This window comes from Mucilaginibacter sp. L196 (assembly GCF_009765905.1).
GTDB lineage: Bacteria > Bacteroidota > Bacteroidia > Sphingobacteriales > Sphingobacteriaceae > Mucilaginibacter.
In genome coordinates this window covers 19785-43558 of the sequence record NZ_LMUO01000004.1, presented here as the reverse complement: position 1 = coordinate 43558, position 23774 = coordinate 19785, and the positions used below count along the sequence as shown (strand labels likewise).

Here is a 23774-nt window from a genome sequence, read left to right as displayed (position 1 = left end):
TAAATTAATTATTAATGTAATCAGGGCATATTCATATTGATGAATCATATGCAGGCAAAGCGAAGCAAAAAGTAGACCCTTTTCCTTCAATGCTGTTTACCCACATTCTGCCTCCTTCACGTTTAATAATTTCTGATGAAATGTATAATCCTAACCCCAATCCGGGGAAAGTATGCTGTTTATTCCCACTTACACGATAAAATTGTTCAAATACTTTATCGGTTTTATCATTAGGTATACCAATTCCAAAATCCTGTACGCAAACAATAATTTCTTTATCTTCCAGTTTAGTGCTGATAATGATTTTATCTGAATGCGGCGAGTACTTTATGGCATTAGTAATTAAATTAATGACTACTTGTCCAATCCTGTCCTTGTCCGAGTAAACCTGTCCCGCTTCGGCAAAATCCTCAATTAGGTTATGTTTTTTAGTGGTATGTTGTAAATCTTCAATACACTCCCTAATAGCCTGGTTAAAATCGAACCATGTTTTATTAAACTGTAATCTGCCCGAATTTATCTTGGTAACATCCAATAAATCCCCTATCAAATTGGTTAGGCGGTTTACCTGGGCGTCCATCCTTAAAACCATGTCGGCTTTTTTAGTTTCGCCTTCTTTGGTCAGCATAGCGCCTAATACCTGGGCATAAGCTTTTATACTGGTTACAGGAGTTTTTAACTCATGGCTGGCAATACCTAAAAAATCATCTTTTTGGCGTTGCAATTGTTTTTGATCATCAATATCGGTATTGGTACCAAACCATTTTACAACCTCGCCATCGTTGTAAAAGGGCAGCGCACGCGTTAGGTGCCACTTATAAACACGATTCTTATCACGCAATCTAAATTCAAACTGATAAGGCTCTCCGGTGTCTAAAGAATGTGACCAAACTTCAATGCAAGGTGTAAGGTCGTCAGGATGAATAAGATATTGCCACCCGGGTCCGATAATTTTTTCAGTAGGTAAGCCAAAATATTCAATGGTACGATTATTTACAAAATCAATTTCACCATCAGTTGTGGCGGTCCATAGCTGTACCGGCATAAATCCTGTTACAAACTCAAACTGTTTTATCTGGTTGTTTAAATCCTCATTTGTTTGTTTGATTTGCTGATCGGATAGTACTTTCTCAGTAACATCTGTACATGCACCTATATAGCCTGCAAAGGTGCCATCATGTTTATATTGAGGGTTACCGGTTGCGGTGCACCAGCGTATCTCGCCATTTTTAAGCTTTATCCTAAAATCAACCGTGTAGCTTTTACGAGCTTTTAAATCTTTAATGAATTGGTCAATTGCACGTTGCCTGTCTTCCTGCACAATGGCCATTGTCCAACCCCGGGCCATGCTTTCTTCAAAACTCAGGCCGGTCCAATCTATCCATGTTTGATTGATATAGATAATATTCGCCTTGTCATCCGACATCCAAAGTGCGGTAGGGCTTTCTTTGGTGATATTTTTTAGCAAATGTTCACTTTCAGCAAGCGCTTTCCTGTCGGCAATTTCACGTCTTAAATCGCGGGCTATACTTGCCCTGCCTTGTGGTTTGCCTGTTACGGCATCGTAAACCAGCATGCTTGTGGCAAAAACAGGAATTGGCTCACCTGTTTCGAAGTGGCGATAGTTGATATATCCCGACCAACGGCCTTTCTCCGTCAATGTTTTATTAACCTCATTTTGTAGCCTATCAATCTCGCCAGGCATTATATACTCACTATTATGCTTGAAAATAGATGACGAGGTAATTCCCAACATTTTCATTCCTGCTGCATTAACATAGCTCACATTGCCATCAAGATCGGACAAACTTATAAAATCAGAACTATGGTCAATGAGTGAAAGCAACTTAGATTGCTCATTACGGGCTCGTTTTTCAGGGCGCAGGTCTCTGGCTGATGATGCCCTGCCAATTGACAGCCCTGTTTCAGGATCATCTATTCTAAAAACATTTAAATAAACAGGAATAGGTTCACCTGTTTTAAAATGCCGGTAATTCATTTCGCCCGACCATCTTCCTGTTTTTATAATTGCAGGCAGTGCTTCTTCGTACAGTTTTTTGGCATCTGTGGGCATGTAATAATCGGCAGGTGATTTTGGTGCTTGATCCGGATCATCTAAGCCCAATAACTCATAGCCTGCTTTATTTAAATAGGTTACAGTGGAGCTTAAATCCGTAATGCCAATAACATCAGCACTGTTTTCAACCAGGGCTATTAGTTTTTGCTGTTCCTCGCGCGATTGTACATCTTTAGTAATATCAAGCGTTGTGCCGGCAAAGCGATAACATATGCCCTCGTCATTAAAATAAGCCTTTCCTTTACACTTTACCCAACGTGTTTTTTTAGTTACTGCATCAATAGTTCTGAATATATCATCATAACTACCACCTGTTTTGGGGTCGGTAGCAATTTTTACAGAATTAGTTATACGTTCGGCATCATCAGGATGTACATTGTCACGCACATTATGTATGGTTACTTGTGTTCCTTTCGGAAAACCGTAGAGCTCGCTGCTGCGATCATTCCAAACAATGGTGCCTTTTATCCGGTCAATGTCCCATGTACCTATCTCTGCAGAGTCAATAGCAAATTGTATACGTTGTTCAGATTCGGCTAGCTTTTGGCGGGTTGTTACCAGTTCTGTTACATCCGTAACTGTATTAAGCACTCCCCAAACATTACCTTTTTTATCTTTTAGTGGCTTGTATATTAAATTAAAATAGAATATCTGCATTTCCCTATCAACAAGCAAATCCACACGATCTTCTGTGGCTTCGTAAGCAATACCACTGGTGTAAACGTTATCTAATAACTGAAAGAAGGGTTGCCCCTCCAATTCGGGTAATGCCTGGCTGAATGTTTTACCAATGATGGATTCATCTTTCCCCCAAATATTCAAAATAGCCTTATTAGCCAACTGAATAACCATTTCGCGCCCGATATATAATCCAACAGGCGTAGGTGATTCCTCAATCAGTGTTCTGAAAATATTCTCATTTTCCGGGTACAATAAGTTAGGGTCGCTATTCATTTTTAAGCTGGAAAAACAAATACAATTTTAAAACAAAAAATCAGGTAACGGGTGTAAATGTTTTAAATAGAACATGATAATTTTTCAACTAAAGAGATAGGCTTTATCTAAGTTATGTATAAGTAACCATTAATAGCTACTTTTTTGTCAGCAGCGCTATTTTAATGCCTAAGCCAATTAATATAAATCCTGTTATTTTTTCCTGTATCAACCACACTTTCGGGTTCTGCTTAAAGAAATCTTTTGTTTTTCCTAAAATGCAGGCGACAACAATTAGCAAAAGCGATCCCTGTATATCAAACCAAGCGCCTAAAGTGAATAGCTGAACTTTAAAATACGGGGAAGCAACATCAATGAATTGAGGTAGAAAAGACAAAAAGAAGATAGCAACTTTTGGGTTAAGTGCATTGGTAATTACGCCCTGCTTAAATAATTTCCAATAATTGGCCTTGATTGGTTTTTCGTTTTTCGTATCAACATTTGGTTTAGTGATAATTGATTTTATACCAAGGTAGATCAAGTACCCGGCTCCCGCAAATTTAACGATCTCGAACGCGTAAGCTGATTTTGCGATGATGATGGAGATGCCCAATACCGCAGCCAGTATATGTACAAAACAGCCCACGAATATTCCCAATGCAGAAACTATTCCAGCCCTGGTTCCTTGTGAAATACTCCTGGATGCCACATATAGCATATCATTACCGGGCGTTAGGTTAAGCAATAAGGATGCTATGAAAAATAAGTAGAGATGTTGGAATGTGAACATACTTTTATCTTTAAATTATTAAGCTGTAAAATAAGTAATTTTATAAATCTTTATACATCCATTTATTATCTACATATGTCATCAGCCGATAACGGAAATGTGTCTTTAAACATCAGCAATAGCGGTATTGCAACCATTAGCTTTTATCATCCCGCACAAAATTCATTGCCATCAGCACTTTTGGATGAGCTTACCGAGAAAATTGAAAGCGCCGGTAATGACCCGCAAACCCGTATTATCTTGTTGAAAAGTGAGGGCGACCGTACCTTTTGCGCAGGCGCCAGTTTTGATGAATTATTGCAAATAAAGGATAAAGAGGCAGGTGCCCAATTTTTTTTAGGCTTTGCCAGGGTTATAAATGCCTGCAGGAAATCATCCAAAATTGTTATTGCCCGGGTGCAGGGTAAATCTGTAGGTGGTGGGGTAGGGCTTGCTGCCGCAGCAGATTACTGCCTGGCAACCGAAGCGGCGTCGATAAAATTGAGCGAGTTGGCTATTGGTATCGGTCCGTTTGTAATATCTCCGGCTGTTACCCGTAAAATTGGTTTACCGGCATTTTCTCAGCTTACTATTCGTGCTGTTGATTTTCAAACGGCACAATGGGCTAAAGAGAAAGGTTTGTTTAATGAGGTTTATGCTGATATAGCCAGCCTTGATGAAGCGGTTAACGCACTTGCCGAGAAGCTGGCATCCTATCATCCGGAAGCATTAACCGGCTTAAAGCAAATTTTATGGGAAGGCACAGAAGACTGGGATGAGCTATTAAAACAACGGGCTGCTATTAGCGGGGAATTGGTGTTATCTGAATTTACACAACAGGCTTTACATGGCTTTTTGAGTGGCAAACGCTAATAAATCACCCTGAATATTTAAACACCTATCACGAATGATTTATTGGATACTAGGGATCATACTAATTATTGTGCTTATCGTGTCGTTAGCTTTTTATAGAAGATGGCTTGATACAAAAAAGAAAATAACCGCGATAAAGGAAAAATGGGGCAAGCCTTATTATAACGACCCGAATTTTAATTTGGTGAGAATTTACCTGGACTCAGATGTTAATCCCGGTAAAATTACCGGTACTACAGCAAATGATCTTGACCTGGATAACGTTTTCGCTTACGTCGACCGGACAAATTCGAAACCCGGCCAGCAGTATCTATATAAAAAATTACATGATCCGGAGCTGGATATTGATGTGCTTAAACAGTTAGATGAGGATATAACATGGTTAGGGAAAGATCGTGCTAAACAGGAAAGAATTGAACTGGAGCTATCAAAACTCAACACAATAAATTCCTGCTACCTGCCGGAGTTGTTTGTAAAGGAACAGCAGCCTTTATTTACGCCACTGCAAACATCATATATTCAAATTTCGTGGATAGTGATGATATGCCTAATTGTAATGTTGTGCCTGGTTCATAGCCAGGTTTATTTTTTAGCATTACTGGGATTGGCAATACTTAACACAGCCCTTCATTATAAAAATAAAGGTAAGGTAGCACAGTATACACATTCATTGCCACAATTGCTTTTACTAAATAAAGTAGGTTGGTGGCTAATAAGGAATGTAGCCGTACGCGGAAATGAAACCGTTTTAAATAGCTTGAGCAAGGTTGATAAATTAAAACGTTCCCTACTCTTTGTGAACTTTCAGAATGGCATCGGAAGCGATCCTACTGATATTTTTGCGGCGATATTCGAGTTTATAAAAACCGTGTTTTTATTGGAACCATTAATGTTTATCACCTCAATTAAACGGGTAAATAAATCCCGTAAGGAAATTGAGACGGTTTATAAATATGTTGCAGAAATTGATATACTGATCTCCATTGATTCTGTAAGAATTGGCTTACCCTATTATGCCAAGCCTGAATTTTCTGTTAGTGATGGTGAATTAAAGATCACAGAACTATATCATCCGTTGGTTGAGAATTGTGTAGCCAATTCCATATTCAGCAATGTAGATAAGGGGGGATTGATTACGGGATCAAATATGTCGGGTAAAACTACTTTTATACGCGCCGTTGCTTTAAATACTTTATTGGCCCAAACTATTTATACTTGTTGCGCAAAGGAATACCATGCGCCTTTGCTGAATATACATACCAGCATACGGGTTAGCGATGACATTGAAGAGCATAAAAGCTATTTTCAGGCTGAGGCATTAGCTGTGCTGGATATTGTAAACAAATGCGGAATTAACGAGCCCTTCAGAAGTCTGGTGATCATCGACGAAATATTCCGGGGGACAAATACTATAGAGCGAATAGCCGCTGCGAAATCAGTATTATCATACCTTACGGCTAACCGCAACTTTGTCTTTGTATCAACCCACGACCTGGAGCTTGCCGAATTGTTGGGCGATGAATATGCGATATACTCTTTTGAAGAACTAGTAGACGATAAACGCCTGGTATTTGATTACAAAATAAAAGAAGGTTTGCTTAAGAATAAAAATGGTATAGCTATACTCCAATCTTTAGGCTATCCGCAATCTGTTGTTAATGATGCGGGTAAGGTAAGTGAACAGTTAAGAGAAAAGTATCAGCTATAATTATTCGTCTTCGTACAAACGTAAGCGGTTTCTTAAACCACGCATATTTTCCTGCATTTGCTCTACACGATCAAGTAGATGTGTGATGGCTTCGATTCCCGCTACGTTTATTTCCAGGTCATGATGCAGGTGTATCATGCGTTCCAGTTTTTGCAGTTCCGTTTCTGGTATATAGGTGGTTTCATTAACCGTTTTGATCTGCACCAAACCAGCTTCCTGTAACGAATTGATGAAGGTATATTCAATATTATAATACACACAAAAATCAGTTGTCGCTATTAAGTTTCCTGTTGCCATCTTGTTTTATTTAATATCACAGTTTTGATAACTCTTCAAATAATTCTTTTTGTTTGTCGGTAAGCTTAGTTGGTATCTCTATCTCATAGGTCAAATACAAATCGCCAAACTGACCTTCTTTTTTATATACCGGCATTCCTTTGCCTTTTAGCTTTACTTTGGTTCCATTCTGCGTTTCTGCAGGAATTTTTAGTTTTACTTTACCGGTAAGTGTTTCGGCAGTTATTTCTCCGCCCAGCACCGCTGTATATAAGTTAAGTTTAATGGTATTATAAAGATCGTTTCCGCTTCTTTTAAATCTTGGATCGTTGCTCACTGAAAATGCTATAAATAAATCACCTGCTGGGCCACCATTAACACCCGGTCCGCCATGGCCGGTAATTTTTATGGTTTGGCCGTTCTCTACACCTGCCGGTATAGTTATACGCAGATTTTTGCCGTTAACGGTAATGGTTTGTTTTTGAGTTTCGCTTACATCGCGCAAGCTCAAATTGAGTTCGGCATTATAATCTTGTCCGCGGTATTTGGCTTGCCTGCCGCTACGCCCGCCACCGGCCGCACCACCAAACATCGAATTAAAGAAATCAGAAAAATCTTCGCCTCCGCTACCACCACCAAATCCGCCAAAACCTTGCGCACCGCCATAACTCTGCTGGCGGCTTTGTTGCTGCTGGCGTTGTTGTTCATAAGCTTCGCCATGTTGCCAATTCTCGCCATATTGATCGTATTTTTTACGCTTTTCAGGATCGCTTAATACTTCATTAGCTTCATTCAGCTGCTGGAATTTTTTGTGCGACTCGGAATCGTTAGGATTAAGATCAGGGTGATATTTACGGGCCAGTTTACGGTAAGCACTCTTAATGTCTTTGTCTGATGCTTTCTTATCCAGACCTAAAATTTTATAATAATCAATAAAAGCCATATAGCTATGTAAGTAGTAGTTGGTATATATTAACCGCAAAAAGCGCGGCTTAGTTTTAACAATAAATGTTTATTAACAGATAAATAAAGGTAGCACTTATTGCTGTGAAAAATACAATGCAACTAAGTGTGAAAATATGAGTCTTATCATATATCAATCAATAATTAGCTAAATAACTTGGGTAAAAGCCCAACCCTCCCCGGAAGGGAGGACTTAAAAAAAACGAAGCTACAGTCTCCACTACCGGGGGAGATTTAGAGGGGGCTTAGATATTGGGGTACAAAGCGTACTTATAAATATGCGGGCAGCTTTCAACGTTCTGCAATTTACGGTGCGCGGCGTATCCCTGTTTTAAAGATCGGTAACGCGTGTATGTACGCGTTTTACGTAATTGCGAATATCAAGCACTATACCGGCGAATATGTAGAATATGAGCGGGAAACCTACTGCCAGGAACGACGAGTAGATGAAGAAAAGCCTGATTTTATTGATAGATATATTAAAGCGCTGACCTAAATAGGTACAAACCCCAAAAGAGTATCGTTCAAAAAATGTAAGTATTCGCTGTAACATATCAGGCCAGTTTCAATATTTTGTTACCTATACCGCATTGCAGGCACTTTTTAAAGTTACAATAATTATTCCTTAACTCCAATAAAGCCTGTGACTCGAATGCATTTTTAACTTTCACCCCTAAAACGTCAAAATCGTTAATAATATTGTTTTCTTCCTTGGGCAAACTCTCTAAAAGCTTCATGCTGCGGCTTATATAATATTCCAGCTGCAAGTGCTTCCCATAACTAAACAGGAAAACCGCTAAAGTGTTTAATAGCAATACATCAACCGATGATTGCCCCAAGTTTTTTGATGACGGCTTGGATGGCATATCAAATCGATAATGTTCTTCCCAATAGGGATTTACCTGTATTTCGGTAAATAGGTCACGCAACCCTTTTACTTCACGAATGTCTAAAATTTTAGAAAATAGGTGATTGGATTTTATGATTAACGCGGCAAATTGCGCCAGCCTGATGGTTGGGAAATTCTGTGGCCGCATGCGCAAAAACTTCCATAAATGGTTTTCAATGGGGGTAAGGCTATATTTTTTGCGCAGAAAATCATATTCTGTTTTTAGTTTCTTCGGATATTCATCCACAATATCTCCCTCCAAAAAACCAGCCTGACCGAATATTAACGCTTCAATTTGCAGTGGGTTGTTTTTATGCTTCGCGAGGATATTTTGTGGTAATGATTTTGCTAGCATTTCAAAAGGTAAAGCATTGGTTTTGAAACCGAAGTTAGCCGCCAAAAACTGATAGAAAGTTTCTTCCCAGTCGCCACGATTTTGATCGAGTGCTTTGATCACCGTTTCTGCACGTTTTTCCAAACGCTCTACCAACACGCGGGTAAGCCATGAGCGTATAGTCATATCATCAATATGACCAATGTTTCCTTCGCAAGGAATAATAGTTTGATTACCATAAACCAAAGAGTGAAACCGATTATATAAATCTGGTGATATGCGGTTTTCCAATTCCAAAGTCGGCAACTTATTGCCATCGGCTGTAATCACCGGTTCATCGTCACGGTAAACTACGTGCAGTATTACGTTTTTATAAGCTTCATCATTGGTATGATTATGCTTTCGCCAATCTGACGAGGGTACATGTATCTCCACATTACCCGCCCATGTGGTATCGCCAATACGGATCCGGGCATTACTGAAATCCGGACCGGAATGGGTGTTATGGATGCCTGCGGAGAAGATATGAATAGCTTCACCGTCAACAGTTTTCAGGTCAGTGTTATCAAATAACCTGAATTTCCATACATAGTGTAAAAAGTCTTCGGTGAAAAGCATTCTAGTTCAGTGAGTTGATGATTTGGTTTAAGTTTAATTCTGTTATAATAAATATATAATTTATAAATGTATTTTTAAACTATTGAAAACCTCTTTTCTCCATCACCAATTATGCAGCAAACAACCGCAAGCCGAATAAAATCAATCATAGGTGGATCATTAGGTAACTTGGTTGAGTGGTACGACTGGTATGTGTACTCTGCATTTTCCCTGTATTTCGCTCATGCTTTCTTTCCATCCGGTAATCAAACAGCCGAATTATTAGATACTGCCGGGGTATTTGCCATAGGCTTTTTAATGCGACCAATTGGCGGTTGGTTAATGGGTACTTTTGCTGATAAACGGGGGCGTAAAACTGCTTTAACATATTCAGTACTGTTAATGAGTTTAGGCTCATTAATAATAGCGGTGATTCCTGGTTATAAACAGATTGGTATTGCCGCGCCAATCATATTAGTATTAGCCCGTGTTATTCAAGGTATAAGTGTTGGTGGAGAGTACGGCACCAGTGCCACTTATTTAAGTGAAATCGCTACCAAAAAGCATCGTGGGTTTTATTCCAGTTTTCAATATGTAACGCTCATTATGGGGCAGTTAATAGCATTAGGAGTATTGGTTTTATTGCAACGGGTGTTCCTGACCGAAGCGCAACTACATGCATGGGGTTGGCGTATCCCTTTTGGCATCGGGGCATTTTTGGCGATAATTACTATGTATTTAAGGCGTAGTTTACAGGAGTCGGTAGAGATAACAAAGGATGAACGCTCTATCGCCAAACGCGGCACTTTTAGCGAGTTATTGAAGCACCCCAAAGCGGTGCTCACGGTTATTGGCTTAACGCTTGGCGGTACGGTGGCTTTTTACACCTTTACCACTTACATGCAAAAGTTTTTGGTAAATACTTCTGGGTTCTCTAAAAACAGCGCTACGTTAATATCTACACTTACGTTGGTGATTTTTATGCTGATACAACCTGTAATTGGCTTGTTATCTGATAAAATTGGGCGGAAACCTGTACTGATAGCATTCGGTATTTTAGGAACAATTACAACTGTGCCAATCCTTTATTTTTTAGCAGATACCCGTAATGTATGGGTTGCTTTTGCTTTAATTATGCTGGCATTACTTATTGTTAGTGCTTATACCAGTATAAATGCGGTAGTAAAAGCCGAGCTTTTTCCGGCAAATGTAAGGGCACTTGGCGTTGGCTTTCCTTATGCCATTGCGGTATCATTGTTTGGCGGTACTGCTGAATATATTGCGCTTTTATTTAAGAACGAAGGCCACCAGGGGTGGTTTTACTGGTATGTTGCAATTTGTATAGCAGTATCCTTAATAGTTTATGTGAGTATGCTTGATACCCAAAAGCATTCGAAAATAGAAGGCGAATAAACTATATCACTGGGTTCGCGATATAAGTTTTCCATAAATCATCCAGCGATTTACCGGTTAACTGTTGCCATGATGCATCGGTATAAACATGCTTACGCATTTGATCATCTAAGGAGATCACAGTTTTGGGATTGTAGTTTTTCTCTATCCAAACCAAAAAGCGGGCAGTTACCCGGTAAGCATCGGTGTAATTTTGGGTTGGTTTGTAATCAGGAAGTTTCCAGTTAGCCGCTTTGTTGTTAATACCGAATTTATAACGGGCATAATCGGCAATTCCTTCGGTTAACCAGCCTGGGCCGTCGCTATTGCCATAATCCTGTACAATGTGCATTACCTCGTGAGTTATCACATCAATATCTTCCGGGTGTTTGTGCATCCATATATTGCTTATGGTAACCTTGCCGTTATCAGTTTCGGCAACGCCTTTATAAGTGGTATCAATCACCATCGTAACAGCCTTTAGCGTGTTTTTATTATAAGCTTTTGCAAGTTCAGGATATACAATGTAAAAGGTGTTTACCATGCGGGCTTGTTCGGCGCTATCAAGCGTAGCATCATAATTTATAAAAGTAAGTTTGTAGCCGTGATTGTTATAAATAGTAGTTTTTTGCCCGTTTGCGTTGATAACAAGGCATAAGAATAGCATAAGTATGATGGAGGCAGTTTTCATGACGACAAGTTAAAAATTATAGTTTAAACAGCCTTTTTGTGTTTGTAATATTATAATGACTATACAATATAGCCGCTATATACCCGCTATCTTCATAAAAAGATTATTTTTGCGCACATATATTTATGACCGATACAGAAAAACTTTTTGATCAGGCAGTAGCGTTGTTGCAAAAACTGATTTCGATACCATCATTCAGCAAAGAGGAGGATAAAACCGCCGATACCATCCAGGAATTTATGAAAGGCCATGGTATTACCATGCATCGTAAATTAAATAATCTTTGGGCCTGGAATAAACATTTCGATCCGGCGAAGCCTACAATTTTATTGAATTCGCACCACGATACCGTAAAACCAAATTCAGGTTATACCCGCGATCCTTACGATGCTAAGATTGAAGATGGCAAACTTTATGGCTTAGGCAGCAATGATGCCGGTGGATGTTTGGTATCGTTGATAGCAACCTTCCTTTATTTTTACAACAAAGAAAATCTAAAATATAATTTTTGTTTGGCCACTACTGCCGAAGAAGAAATATCAGGCGTTAATGGTTTAGAACTGATTATTCCTGAATTAGGTCAGCTTGATTTTGGTATAGTTGGTGAACCAACCCTTATGCAGTTAGCTATTGCCGAACGCGGTTTAATGGTGTTGGATTGTACTGCACATGGAAAGGCTGGTCACGCTGCACGCGAGGAAGGCGAGAATGCTATTTACAATGCGTTAGCGGATATTGAATGGTTCCGGACCTTCCGTTTCCCTAAAGAATCAGAAGTTTTTGGACCGATCAAGATGTCGGTTACTATCATAAATGCGGGTTCACAGCATAACGTGGTACCTGCAAGCTGTGTATTTACCGTTGATGTGAGGGTAACCGATGCTTACCGTAATGAAGAAGTGCTGGAAATAATCCGTCAGCATGTGAAATGCGATATTAAACCGAGGTCGATCAGGTTAAAACCATCATCAATAGATAAAGAACATCCGATTGTGCAAGCAGGTATAGCTTTAGGTAGAACAACTTATGGTTCGCCTACTACATCTGATCAATCGTTACTGGATATCCAATCCATCAAAGTTGGGCCCGGCGACTCTGCACGCTCGCATACTGCTGATGAGTTTGTTTATGTGGATGAGATTAAGGAAGGGATTGAATTGTATGTGAAAATGTTGGAGCGTTTGGTGTAATGATTTACGATTTTAGATTTACGATTGCAATTTTAAGATATGACTAAGGATGAGTTATTGCTTCGTACTAAAAACTATGCTATTGCAAATGCGAGATTAGTACTTAATATTCCTAATAACATAGTAAATCGTAATTACGCAGATCAGTTAAATAGAAGTGCGAGTTCTGTCGGAGCTAATTATCGCGCTGCTTGTAGAGCTAAATCCAAAGCCGACTTCATCAATAAGTTAAAGATTGTAGAAGAAGAATTAGACGAAACACTGTTTTTTATGGAATTATTGGTAGAACTTAATACCGAAATGCGAGAAAAAATAGTGCCTATTTATAAGGAAGGTAATGAACTTCTTTCTATAATTGTTGCAGCAATAAATACATCACGTGGAAATTGATTTATTATTTACGCGTAATCGTAAATCGTAAATCGTAAATCGTAAATTGAATGAGTAAATTGTGGCAAAAAACTACAAATGTTAATCAACTGGTAGAAAGCTTTACCGTTGGCCGTGATACGGAATTTGATCATCAAATGGCGGCTTTTGATGTGCTGGGATCACTGGCGCATACCCAAATGCTGGAAAGCATTGGATTGATGAGCAGCGATGATCTGAAATTAGTTCAGCGCGAATTAAAAGCCATTTATAAAGATATTGAGCAAGGTAATTTTACCATAGAGCCTGGTGTTGAAGATGTGCACTCTCAGGTAGAAATGTTGCTTACCCAGCGCATTGGCGATGCCGGTAAGAAAATACATAGCGGTCGCTCCCGTAATGACCAGGTTTTGGTTGATCTCAAATTATTCTTCAGAAACGAATTACAACAAGTGGTTGAGGAAACTCAAATTTTGTTTCGCCAGTTAATTGAGCTGAGCGAAAAATATAAAGATGTTCTTTTGCCGGGCTATACCCATTTGCAGGTAGCTATGCCATCATCCTTCGGCTTATGGTTTGGTGCTTATGCTGAAAGTTTGTCGGATGATTTGGAACTGGTTTTGGCTGCTTATAAAATCACTAATAAAAATCCATTAGGTTCGGCTGCGGGTTATGGCTCTTCATTCCCGTTAAACCGTACTTTAACTACCAAATTGTTAGGTTTTGATAGTCTTAACTATAATGTGGTTTACGCGCAAATGGGCCGTGGTAAAACTGAGCGTATCATCGCGCAAGCTTTATCATCTATCGCGGCTACATTGGCTAAAATGGCTATGGATCAGGCTTTGTATTTGAGCCAGAATTTTGCTTTTGTAAGCTATCCTGATACCTTAACTACCGGCAGCAGTATTATGCCGCATAAAAAGAATCCTGATGTTTGGGAAATTATGCGCGGCAAATGCAACCGCATACAGGCGTTGCCAAATGATGTGGCCATGATGACTACCAATTTGCCATCAGGGTACCACCGCGAATTGCAGTTGCTTAAGGAATTGTTATTCCCTGCGTTTACGGAGTTGAAAAGCTGCCTGCACATGGCAACTTTTATGCTGCAAAACATTACCGTAAAAACGGATATATTGAATGACCCGAAATATGCTTACCTGTTTAGCGTAGAAGAAGTGAACCGCCTGACTTTAAGCGGTACCCCATTTCGTGATGCTTACAAGCAAGTGGGCTTAGCTATTGAAAAAGGCGAATTTAATCCTGATAAAAAAGTCAACCATACCCACGAAGGCAGCATCGGAAACCTGGGAAATGAGCATATTGAGGAAGCATTTAACAAGCTGGTAAATAGTTTTGATTTTGCGAAAGTGAAACAAGCAATTGAAGAATTAGTGAAATAACATGAACGGCCAAAACAGAGCAGATATTTATCCGGGATTGGAAGTTGATATCATCCTGAAAAAAGATCAGCGTTCAGGAAAACGTACCCGTGGGTTTGTGAAGGATCTGCTGACAAGCTCCGCACATCATTCACGTGGTATTAAGGTGCGATTGGAGGACGGGCAGGTTGGCCGGGTTATTGAAATCATCGAAGAAGATTAACAAACAATGGCAAATACAATAGCAACTGATAAACGTTTTTTCTACAAAATTGATGCGCACTACCGCTTAATGATGGCATTGGTGGTTAGCGTAATAGTCTTCTTTATTTTTTTGGACAAACTTACTATCCCGGAGCTTGCCCTGGTTACCTGGATAGCTTGTGCATCTACCATAATTATTTTTAATTGGATCATTATCTTAACCTCTCATCCCCGTGAGGTGAAAAAAATAGCCAAACTGCAGGATTCCAGTCGCACGTTTCTTTTCGCGTTTATAATAACAGCATCTGTAATAAGTTTGGCTGCTATTATATTTCTGCTGAAATCACCTAAAGGCATATCAGAGACGGGTAAAAATGAACATATTTTATTAGCTATTGGGGCGGTTGCGGTATCGTGGTGGCTTGTTCATACCGTATTTTCATTGCGATATGCCCATTTGTTTTATGATACAGATACCGACGATGGTGGAACCAAAAAAGGTGGAGGACTTGATTTTCCGGACACCAAAGAACCTGATTTTCTCGACTTTATTTACTTCGGATTTGTTGTTGGGATGACTTTTCAGGTATCTGACGTGCAGATCACCGATAGGAATATCCGTCGACTATGCCTGCTGCATGGACTGATTTCTTTTGCTTTTAATACTGCTATTGTTGCATTAAGTATTAATGTAATATCGGGTTTGATAACGCAATAGTGAACCAGGATTAATCAAACAATCCCGGTGCTGGTTTATCCCTGTCAATAAATTTTGGTCGCTGTAATTGTGTGCCCAATTCCTGATTCAATTTTTCAATTACGTAATCTGCTAATTCAGGCGAGTAGCGCTCGTCGTGCTGATGCATAAAGAACCAGGCAGATTGCAGGCCCATGTTTCGCCATTGCTTTATGCGTTCCACCCATTCGTCGCAGCGGGCATAATCGGAACGGTGAAGGCTGTTACCCACAAAACGGATGAAGGCATGTGGTGTAGGTAGTTCCATGTGTACAACATCTCTTCGCCCGGTTGCATCGGTTATTACCGCACCTATATTTAGCTGATGGAACAGCTCGAATACTTGCGCACGTACCGTTGCATCGGCAAACCATTCTTTATGCCTTAACTCTACAAATACCGGTACATCTTTTGGCAGACTTTCAAGGTATACTTTTAATTCCGGGAAACTTTTAGGTGTATAGTTATCACTTAACTGCAAAAACAACGGCCCTAATTTATCGCCGAAGGCCATAATGCCTTCATAATAAACAGTGGTTATGTCATCCGCGTTTTTTAAGCGACGAATATGGCTGATACTTTGCGAAAACTTGGGACAGAATTTAAAATCAGGGTTACTATTCGCCTTTTCTTTCCATTTACTGATTGTAGGCGGTGGATAAACATTGTAAAACGTCGCATTCAGCTCAATGCAATCAAAATGCTTTACATATTCGTCTAAAAAATTGGCGTCTTTTGTTTTTAGGGGATATATTTTACCAACCCATTCCTTACGTCCCCATTTAGCACAGCCTACATGAACCTGAAAAGGTTTATCATTTTTTGAGGCACCAAGCGTTTTTATCGTTAGCTGTGGGTCAGGCGGTAACGTAAAATCTGCTTCCTCTAATTCTCCCGGTGTTACTCTGCCAAATTCCATGGTTTATTTTTTGGCAAGATAATATTTTATCAGGATTGAAGACAAAAATAAGGTTGGAATTACTCGCGCTTAGCTGTGAATGAACCGTTGGTTATTGTATAGATCAAAGCGGAGGCGTCAAAATCGTCTGAATTAAATAGTCCTCCGGAGAATGTTCCCCTAATCTCGTTAGAAGTAACCGCTGTTATAGTTACCGATCCTATTGGCTGAGCTACCTGAGTTACGTAAGCATTAGTTGTATCCGGAAAAAAGAACAGCGTCATGCTATGTGGTTGTTCAAATATAGTGGAAGCGGGAAATACCTGGCCAACCTTTATACTATCAATATCAGCATATAAATCTACCTCAAAACTATTATCGCTAATTTGGCTTTTAGTTACATTATAGCCCGATATAATTAATTGCTCACTCCCGTTAACACTACTCTGAATTGCAATGCAAGTGTTAAATGCCATGTTTGTATTGTTATATGCCAGTTTCATAGAAGATGAACCGGTGGTACTAGTTGACGTGGTTACAGTGGTTTTATTACAAGCAGTAAAGGCAGTTATAGTAGACAAACCAGCAATAAAAAGTTTTGTAAAATTTTTCATGATAAGGATTAAGTTACAAAGATACCGTTTTGATTGACAAGTTGCCACAAGATTGCCTTTAGTGATTTGCCGCTTGTATTTTAACCTAATAAATCTACCTTAAATTCAGGAATAATCCTTTTTTTAGAGGCCTGCTCATAGGCATACGCCAATTTAATAATATCAGCCTCCTTATACGCGGTACTTACAAATGATAAGCCAATTGGCAAGCCATGCGCCGCGCCCATAGGTACGGTAATATGCGGATAGCCTGCCATTGCAGCAGGAGTAGAGAATCCAAAACCATTATCATAATCGCCGTTCACCAGGTCGATAGTACAGGCGAAACCGTTTGTTGGCGCGATGATGGCATCGAGTTTATTATCGCTCATAATCGTATCAATTGCTTTGCGGGTGATAACGGTAGTTTTTGCTACAGCATCTAAATATTCTTTATTGTTTAAATCGCCTTTTGCCTGCGCTTGCTCCATTATTTCCTGTTTAAAGAATGGCATCGCTTTAGCCGCGTTAGCTTTATTAAAGGCCATTACATCAGTCAGCGATTTTACTTTCGAGTTGGCAGTGCTTAGGTATTTGTTTAGCCCGTCTTTAAATTCATAGAGCAATACGGTAAATTCATCGGTACCTATTGGTTTTAACTCCTTTACCAGTTCTACATCAATAATGGTTGCGCCTTTACTTTTTAAAATTGTAATGGCATCCTGTAATAATGCTTCCATATCAGGGTTTCCGGTGTAGGCAGTTTTTTCGATGCCTAAACGTTTGCCATGTAAGCCATTCGCATCTAAAAATTTAGTGTAATCGGGTTGTATTTTACTTTTATCTTTTGGCGCATAGTTATCTTCAGTATCTATACCTGCTAATATTCCTAATAGAATCGCGGCATCTGTAACACTCCTTGCCATCGGTCCAGCGGTATCTTGTGTTTTTGATATAGGGATGATGCCCGCACGGCTTAATAAGCCTACTGTAGGTTTTATACCAACAATGCCGTTTACGGACGACGGCGAAACTACTGATCCATCCGTTTCGGTTCCGATTCCTATCGCACATAAATTTGCTGAAACTGCAGATCCTGTACCCGCGCTTGATCCGCTAGGGTTACGATCTAAAATATAAGGGCATTTGGTTTGCCCTCCTTTACTGCTCCAACCGCTGCACGCACGGGTGGAACGGAAATTTGCCCATTCGCTTAAGTTTGTTTTGCCTAAAATTACAGCACCTGCTTCGCGTAGCCTATTTATAATAAAGGCATCCTTACCAACATAGTTATCAGCTAAAGCGAGTGAACCTGCAGTTGTGGCAATTTTATCTTTAGTGTTGATGTTATCTTTTAAAAGCACGGGTATACCATGTAACGGCCCGCGAATTTTACCTGATTTGCGCTCATTATCCATTTCGTCGGCTATAGATAGTGCATCGGGATTTAACTCAATAATGGCGTTTAGTTTAGGGCCATTTTTATCAATATCATTAATACGGGTGAGATATAATTGGGTAATAGTATGTGAAGAATATTTTCCGCTTTTCATGTACTCCTGTAATTGCGCTACAGTTACTTCGTTAAGCTCAAAGTTGTCATTTGCAGGTGTATCGCTTACTGACTTTTTAGGTGCCGGAGTACAGGCATTGATACTTAAGGCCGATAAAGTAATCCCGGCTATAGAGCCCGTTTTAAGGAAATTTCTTCTGTGCATAATAAAGTCGGTGAAATGAACTACAAGAAACAAAATTTTTATGAAAATGTATTCATTAATGAAAGCTTATCTGCCAGTAATTTCTTAATTTTCCAAACGTTAATATAATTAGTAATAAAATCTACCCAAAATATGTCCACAATGTATAAAGCCGTGTTAACGGCAGCCTTCGTGTTGGTAATTAATACCTCATTCGCGCAATCAAGTGTTCTTCGTCCTCAAATTGCAGAAATCGCTAAATCTGCCAAAGGTATTGTTGGCGTATCTGTTTTGGGTTTAGAGGATAGAGATACAGTAAACTACAATGGCAACGCCCGGTTGGTGATGGAAAGCGTGATGAAGTTTCCCATTGCTATGGCGGTATTGCATTTGGTTGATTCGGGTGTATTAACGCTGAATCAAACAATTCATATCAAAAAGAAAGATCTACCTCCAATATATAGCCCCTTACGCGACAAATATCCTAATGGAGATGTTGATGTGTCGATAAATGATTTAATGAGTTATATGGTATCTCAAAGTGATGATGATGCCTGCGATATTTTACTTGAAAAATTGGGTGGTGCTGATCAGGTTGAGTATTACCTGCATATGATCAAAGTTAGAGGCATCAATATTGAAGCATCTGAAGAAGATATGGCGAAAACACCTGAAAGCCAATATACTGATTGGTGTAAACCGAAGGCCATTATACAACTTTTAGATACCTTATATACCGGGAATGTTTTAAAACCTGCCAGCAGGGATTATTTAAATAAATTAATGGTTGCAACTACAACCGGGCCTAACCGTATTAAAGGCTTATTACCTGCGGGTACAATTGTTGCACATAAAACTGGCACATCGGGAACTAATGCTGTTGACTTAGCAGTTGGTACAAATGACGTTGGCGTTATCACCTTGCCTAATGGCAAACATGTGGCTATCGCTATATTTATAACAAATTCAACCGCGGATGAAGCCACCCGCGATTTAGTAATAGCAAAGATTGCAAAGGCTGTATATGATAACCAGTTATTGAAAAAATATAAATAGTTAACTCACCCGACAACGCTTCGCTGGTCGACCTCTCTATCGCTGTGCGACAAAGAGGTGAAAAAAATAAATTGAATTCCCCTCTTTACCGCAAGCGCAATGTCATTAAGTTAAGGGGGCGCCAAGCATATAGCCCCCTCTAAATCTCCCCCGGAAGGGGAGACTTTAGCTTCGCCCGCGTTTGTTTTTTTAAGTCCTCCCTACCGGGGAGGATTTAGGTGGGGCTTAACTTAATGACATTGACCGCTTGCGGTAGAGAGGGTGGTCGAGCGTAGCAAGACCAGGTGAGTACTCTGCAAGCGACATCAACTCACCCAGCTACGCTGCGCTGGCTGACCTCTCTATCGCTGTGCGACAAAGAGGTGAAAATATAAGTTTAATTTCCCTCTATGTCTTCGGCACAAAGTGATGAAAAAATATTTTATTATTTTTAGCTATGCAATCTATAACCGAATTATGCCGGGAATTAAGGCAGCGAGAAACTCCTGCTGAAAAAGTTCTTTGGTATCATCTCAGGAACCGCAAATTATTTGATCATAAATTTTTACGGCAATACCCAATTTGTGCAAAATCAACCTTTGATAAAGATTTGTATTATATCCCTGATTTCTATTGCGCTAAAGCTAAATTGGTTATTGAGGCCGATGGCTCGATTCATCAATTAAAAAAAGAATATGATAAAAACCGTGACGAAGTATTAGGCTTATTGGGACTAACCATCTTAAGGTTTGAGAATAAGCAGATATTGACAGATATACGAACTGTGTTGACGGAAATAGGCAAGCATTTGTAAGTTTCTTTATGGCGAGGTTAACTCACCCGACGACGCTTCGCTGGTCGACCTCTCTATCGCTGTGCGACAAAGAGGTGAAAAAATACTTTACTATTTTAAAACCTCATTAGCTAATTTCTTTGTGCCATCAACTTTGTTGGTATAGGTTAAGCCTAATATCTGGTTGATCATCGGGAAAATATCTACGTTGTTAAAAGCCGGGATAATTAAATCGCTTTTAAATGCCGGTCCCCATGCATAAAAAGTAGCGTGCATATCCTTAACTACAGTAGGATCATAACCATGCCAGCCCGGATCCATTTTTCTGTGATATAGGTCGAATACTTTTGGCCAGTTAGGGATCAGTAAAATATCGCCTATGCGGTTATGCCAGTCGTCTTTTGCACCGTAATGCAGTTTTTCGGGTACGTTTGTTTTTAAGTAGACAGCATAATCAGCCGTTTTATTCTTTAAAAGTTCGTCGTAGGTAGCTTGAATATATTTAGGGTCTTTCGCGTATAGTTCCAGCAGTAACCCATCGCCCGAAACAATAAACTTTGAGGTATCTATGCCTGCAGGTGTTTCTATTGGATGTTCAGTATCAGCTTTGGTCATGCCATGATCTGATACAAAAACATAATTCACGTTTAATCCGGTTGTTTTAACGGCCTTGGTTAGCTCATATACCGATGAATCGATCAAATGTACAGCGTCGGCCACTTCGCGTGAATCCGGACCGTGTTTATGCCCTTCGTGATCAACCTGCGGAAAGTAGAAGGTGATGATATGCGGGCGTTTATCAGCTGGCATACTTAACCAGTTTACTACGGTTTGTATACGATTATGCATTTCTATTTTTTCATTGTATCTGTAGTAATAAGTTGGGCGCACGCCCTGCACCTCAGCTTCTGATCCAACCCAGTAAAAGCTTGCGGATAACATTTTTTGTTGTTCAGCTAATACCCAAATAGGTGTCCCTCCTTTGTACCAGATAGCATCGGTACCGGTTTTGCCTTTATAGGAAAAGAATGATTTGGTATCGGCATCGTAAAAAGAGTTGTTAACTAAGCCCTCGTGCGATGGGTATAAGCCTGTAACAATAGAATAATGATTTGGAAAAGTTACCGATGGATAAGATGGTAACATTGACTCTGCCTGAACGCCCGATTTTGCTAAAGCGAGCAGATGCTCAGCATGATATTTTTGCGCATAATCCCAGCGAAAGCCATCCGCGGAAATTAATATTACATAAGGTTTTTGTTGTTGCTCGGGGCTGTTTGTACGGTCCGGAATAATCTTTTGTGTGGTATCTACCTGACCAAAGCTGGCTGAGGTAATTAAGAGGAAAACCAAAAAGGATAAGTAATATTTCATGAGCGATCAGTTTGTATCCAAATTTATATAAATAAGATTATGGAACTGTTAAGGAGCATGAAGTTTGTGTGATTTTAACCTTATATGATAGTTTTTTTACAACATCCATCTTCGCCCCAAAAAATATCCTATCTTGTTTTACCAATTATGAAACAAGCAGTATTTATTTTCCTGGTGGTTATTTGTGCAAACAGTTTGCTATCGGCACAAACCCCTGTAGCGCGAAATGGCGCGTTAAGTGTAAAAAATGGCCAGGTAGTTAATCAATATGGAGTGCCTCCTGAATTGCGGGGCCTTAGTTTTTCATGGAGTATTTGGCAGGGTAGAAAGTATTATAATACCGATGTTGTTGACTGGATAAGTAAAGACTTTAAAGTATCGCTTATTAGAGCAGCCATGGCGGTACAACCCGAACATGGCTATTTGGAAGAACCGGATTCGCAAAAGCAACTCATTGAAACCGTAGTTAATGAAGCCATTAAAAAAGGGATTTACGTATTGATAGATTGGCATGACCATAACGGTTACCTGCATATACCTCAATCAAAAGCGTTTTTCGCGGAGATGGCACAAAAGTATAAAGGCGTACCTAATGTTATTTATGAAGTTTGGAACGAACCTGAGCGTGTAAGCTGGGATACTGTGAAAAATTATGCGGTACAAGTTATATCGGAAATACGCAAATACGATCCGGATAATTTAATTGTTGTAGGCAGCCCGCATTGGGATCAGGATGTAGATGTTGCAGCGGCAAATCCTATTACAGGATTTAAAAATATTGCTTATTCTTTCCATTTTTATGCGAGTGATCCAAATCATCAGGATCAATTACGGGCTAAAGCAGACAAGGCGATACAAATGGGTTTACCGCTACTAATTACCGAGTGGGGTGTTGGCGAGGCAAGCGGCAACGGCGTATTTGATATTGCTGAAAACGAAACCTGGATAAAGTGGATGGAGACGCACAAGTTAAGCTGGGTAAACTGGAATATCACCGATAAAGAGGAAACTACCGCGTTATTAAAACCCGAAGCATCTGCCACTGGTGGTTGGGCAGAAGATGATTTGACACTTGATGGTATTTATTTACGTAAATTATTAAGGGCGCTGAATAAATAATATAGCTTTAAAAACCACTTAGCTTCAGCCAGGTTTCAAACAGGCCTGGCCAGCTATCGCTTGCCAGATTTTGTTTTTTCATACCAAACCCGTGGCCTCCATTTAAAAATATGTGTAACTCGGCAGTGTGTTTGGCCGTTATCCATGTATTATAAAGCTGTGCGCTGTATACAGATGATCCGTCATCACTGGCTGCTGCCAAAAACATTGGTGGTGCATCTGCGGGGACATTAACCTGCATTTCAGGTGGAAAATATGCATATATCGGGGCAACAAAATCAGGTCGGTTTTGCGGAGTATAGCCATACGCTGTTGATGCTGCAATGGTACCGCCTGCCGAAAAACCTATTATACCAATACGATCCGGTGAAATTCCATATTCAGCAGTATGGCTGCGTACGTAGGCTATTGCCGCACGTCCGTCGGCTACAGCTAGTGGTGCAACAGGTGCTTGTTCCTGTAATACAGTATTAGCTTTCATTTTAGCAAGCATCTCTTTGTATGGATCAGGTCCTAATGTGTGCATTAATCTGTATTCCAATAAAAATGCGGTTATACCATGTTTCTGCAACCATTTACCAACATCATAACCTTCATGATTTATAGATAGTGTTTGTAAACCACCGCCGGGACAAATAATAACAGCAGTACCCGTGTTGGCAACTGTACTATCGGGCAAGTAAACCGTAAGGGTAGGGTGGCTTACATTGTAAACCACATTACTGTGATATACATTATCCGCGCTTTCAGATTGGTTCCATGTCCAGCTTTCAGAGCCCGGTGCTGCGCCATTATATAGTTGAACCACCTTTTGTTGAGCTTTTGTCACAAAAGCGAATAATAGAAATATTGGAAGTAATAGTTTCTTATCCATATATA

At 39.8% G+C, this 23774-nt stretch carries 23 protein-coding genes; 11 read left to right on the top strand and 12 right to left on the bottom strand.

Features of this window, described 5'->3' with window-relative positions:
• Positions 1–31 precede the first annotated feature (31 nt).
• Positions 32–3031, bottom strand: coding sequence for a PAS domain S-box protein (locus GSQ74_RS00600; protein WP_158988997.1), 3000 nt, complete (start codon positions 3029–3031; stop codon positions 32–34).
• Positions 3032–3167: 136 nt separating this feature from the next.
• Complete coding sequence (locus GSQ74_RS00595) at positions 3168–3800, bottom strand: LysE family translocator (protein ID WP_158988995.1); 633 nt, start codon at positions 3798–3800, stop codon at positions 3168–3170.
• Positions 3801–3875: 75 nt separating this feature from the next.
• Here GSQ74_RS00595 and GSQ74_RS00590 point away from each other — a divergent pair, with 75 nt between their 5' ends.
• Both GSQ74_RS00590 and GSQ74_RS00585 read left to right on the top strand, forming a co-directional pair.
• Positions 3876–4652 carry an enoyl-CoA hydratase/isomerase family protein gene (locus GSQ74_RS00590; RefSeq protein ID WP_158988993.1) on the top strand — a complete coding sequence of 259 codons (777 nt, stop codon included), beginning with the start codon at positions 3876–3878 and terminating at the stop codon, positions 4650–4652.
• 34 nt (positions 4653–4686) lie between these two features.
• The gene (locus tag GSQ74_RS00585; RefSeq protein WP_158988991.1) at positions 4687–6360 is read left to right on the top strand and encodes a hypothetical protein; all 1674 of its coding nucleotides are present in this window, start codon (positions 4687–4689) and stop codon (positions 6358–6360) included.
• Here GSQ74_RS00585 and GSQ74_RS00580 read toward each other — a convergent pair whose 3' ends face one another.
• The 4 genes from GSQ74_RS00580 to GSQ74_RS00565 form a co-directional block, all read right to left on the bottom strand.
• On the bottom strand, positions 6361–6657 hold the full coding sequence (locus GSQ74_RS00580) for a chaperone modulator CbpM (RefSeq protein WP_158988989.1): 297 nt from the start codon (positions 6655–6657) through the stop codon (positions 6361–6363).
• Between the two features lie 16 nt (positions 6658–6673).
• Entirely contained in the window at positions 6674–7579 is a 906-nt protein-coding gene (locus GSQ74_RS00575) for a DnaJ C-terminal domain-containing protein (RefSeq protein WP_158988987.1), read from the bottom strand.
• Between the two features lie 351 nt (positions 7580–7930).
• Positions 7931–8152, bottom strand: a complete 222-nt coding sequence (locus GSQ74_RS00570; RefSeq protein ID WP_158988984.1) for a PspC domain-containing protein — start codon at positions 8150–8152, stop codon at positions 7931–7933.
• A 1-nt stretch (position 8153) separates the two neighbouring features.
• Positions 8154–9440, bottom strand: a complete 1287-nt coding sequence (locus tag GSQ74_RS00565; protein WP_158988982.1) for a DUF2851 family protein — start codon at positions 9438–9440, stop codon at positions 8154–8156.
• A 111-nt stretch (positions 9441–9551) separates the two neighbouring features.
• Between GSQ74_RS00565 and GSQ74_RS00560 the strand changes: the two genes are divergently transcribed.
• On the top strand, positions 9552–10832 hold the full coding sequence (locus tag GSQ74_RS00560) for an MFS transporter (RefSeq protein WP_158988980.1): 1281 nt from the start codon (positions 9552–9554) through the stop codon (positions 10830–10832).
• A gap of 1 nt (position 10833) precedes the next feature.
• Here the strand turns inward: GSQ74_RS00560 and GSQ74_RS00555 are convergent, their stop codons facing one another.
• A complete protein-coding gene (locus GSQ74_RS00555; RefSeq protein ID WP_158988978.1) occupies positions 10834–11502 on the bottom strand; it encodes a basic secretory protein-like protein in 669 nt (222 codons plus the stop codon).
• 125 nt (positions 11503–11627) lie between these two features.
• On the opposite strand from GSQ74_RS00555, the gene GSQ74_RS00550 reads away from it, so the two are divergent.
• The 5 genes from GSQ74_RS00550 to GSQ74_RS00530 are packed head-to-tail and all read left to right on the top strand — an operon-like array spanning position 11628 to position 15368.
• Entirely contained in the window at positions 11628–12692 is a 1065-nt protein-coding gene (locus GSQ74_RS00550) for a M20 family metallo-hydrolase (RefSeq protein WP_158988976.1), read from the top strand.
• A 39-nt stretch (positions 12693–12731) separates the two neighbouring features.
• Positions 12732–13082 carry a four helix bundle protein gene (locus tag GSQ74_RS00545; RefSeq protein WP_158988974.1) on the top strand — a complete coding sequence of 117 codons (351 nt, stop codon included), beginning with the start codon at positions 12732–12734 and terminating at the stop codon, positions 13080–13082.
• Between the two features lie 50 nt (positions 13083–13132).
• Positions 13133–14467, top strand: a complete 1335-nt coding sequence (argH, locus tag GSQ74_RS00540; protein ID WP_158988972.1) for an argininosuccinate lyase — start codon at positions 13133–13135, stop codon at positions 14465–14467.
• A gap of 1 nt (position 14468) precedes the next feature.
• Positions 14469–14669 carry a YwbE family protein gene (locus tag GSQ74_RS00535; protein ID WP_158988970.1) on the top strand — a complete coding sequence of 67 codons (201 nt, stop codon included), beginning with the start codon at positions 14469–14471 and terminating at the stop codon, positions 14667–14669.
• Positions 14670–14675: 6 nt separating this feature from the next.
• The gene (locus GSQ74_RS00530; RefSeq protein WP_158988968.1) at positions 14676–15368 is read left to right on the top strand and encodes a DUF1345 domain-containing protein; all 693 of its coding nucleotides are present in this window, start codon (positions 14676–14678) and stop codon (positions 15366–15368) included.
• 10 nt (positions 15369–15378) lie between these two features.
• Here GSQ74_RS00530 and GSQ74_RS00525 read toward each other — a convergent pair whose 3' ends face one another.
• From GSQ74_RS00525 to GSQ74_RS00515, 3 genes are all read right to left on the bottom strand, one after another.
• The gene (locus GSQ74_RS00525; RefSeq protein WP_158988966.1) at positions 15379–16305 is read right to left on the bottom strand and encodes a DUF72 domain-containing protein; all 927 of its coding nucleotides are present in this window, start codon (positions 16303–16305) and stop codon (positions 15379–15381) included.
• Between the two features lie 59 nt (positions 16306–16364).
• Positions 16365–16898 (bottom strand): hypothetical protein, encoded by a 534-nt coding sequence (locus GSQ74_RS00520; RefSeq protein ID WP_158988964.1) that lies wholly within the window; start codon positions 16896–16898, stop codon positions 16365–16367.
• A gap of 80 nt (positions 16899–16978) precedes the next feature.
• Entirely contained in the window at positions 16979–18595 is a 1617-nt protein-coding gene (locus GSQ74_RS00515; RefSeq protein ID WP_158988962.1) for an amidase, read from the bottom strand.
• Between the two features lie 132 nt (positions 18596–18727).
• On the opposite strand from GSQ74_RS00515, the gene bla reads away from it, so the two are divergent.
• Positions 18728–19630: a class A beta-lactamase, subclass A2 gene (gene bla / locus GSQ74_RS00510; protein WP_158988960.1), complete on the top strand. Its 903-nt coding sequence runs from the start codon at positions 18728–18730 to the stop codon at positions 19628–19630.
• 436 nt (positions 19631–20066) lie between these two features.
• A complete protein-coding gene (locus GSQ74_RS00505; protein ID WP_158988958.1) occupies positions 20067–20423 on the top strand; it encodes an endonuclease domain-containing protein in 357 nt (118 codons plus the stop codon).
• Positions 20424–20513: 90 nt separating this feature from the next.
• Here GSQ74_RS00505 and GSQ74_RS00500 read toward each other — a convergent pair whose 3' ends face one another.
• Positions 20514–21776 (bottom strand): ectonucleotide pyrophosphatase/phosphodiesterase, encoded by a 1263-nt coding sequence (locus GSQ74_RS00500; protein ID WP_158988956.1) that lies wholly within the window; start codon positions 21774–21776, stop codon positions 20514–20516.
• A 147-nt stretch (positions 21777–21923) separates the two neighbouring features.
• Here GSQ74_RS00500 and GSQ74_RS00495 point away from each other — a divergent pair, with 147 nt between their 5' ends.
• Positions 21924–22895 (top strand): glycoside hydrolase family 5 protein, encoded by a 972-nt coding sequence (locus GSQ74_RS00495; protein WP_158988954.1) that lies wholly within the window; start codon positions 21924–21926, stop codon positions 22893–22895.
• Positions 22896–22902: 7 nt separating this feature from the next.
• On the opposite strand, the gene GSQ74_RS00490 is transcribed toward GSQ74_RS00495, so the two are convergent.
• On the bottom strand, positions 22903–23769 hold the full coding sequence (locus GSQ74_RS00490; RefSeq protein ID WP_158988952.1) for an alpha/beta hydrolase: 867 nt from the start codon (positions 23767–23769) through the stop codon (positions 22903–22905).
• Positions 23770–23774: the final 5 nt, after the last annotated feature.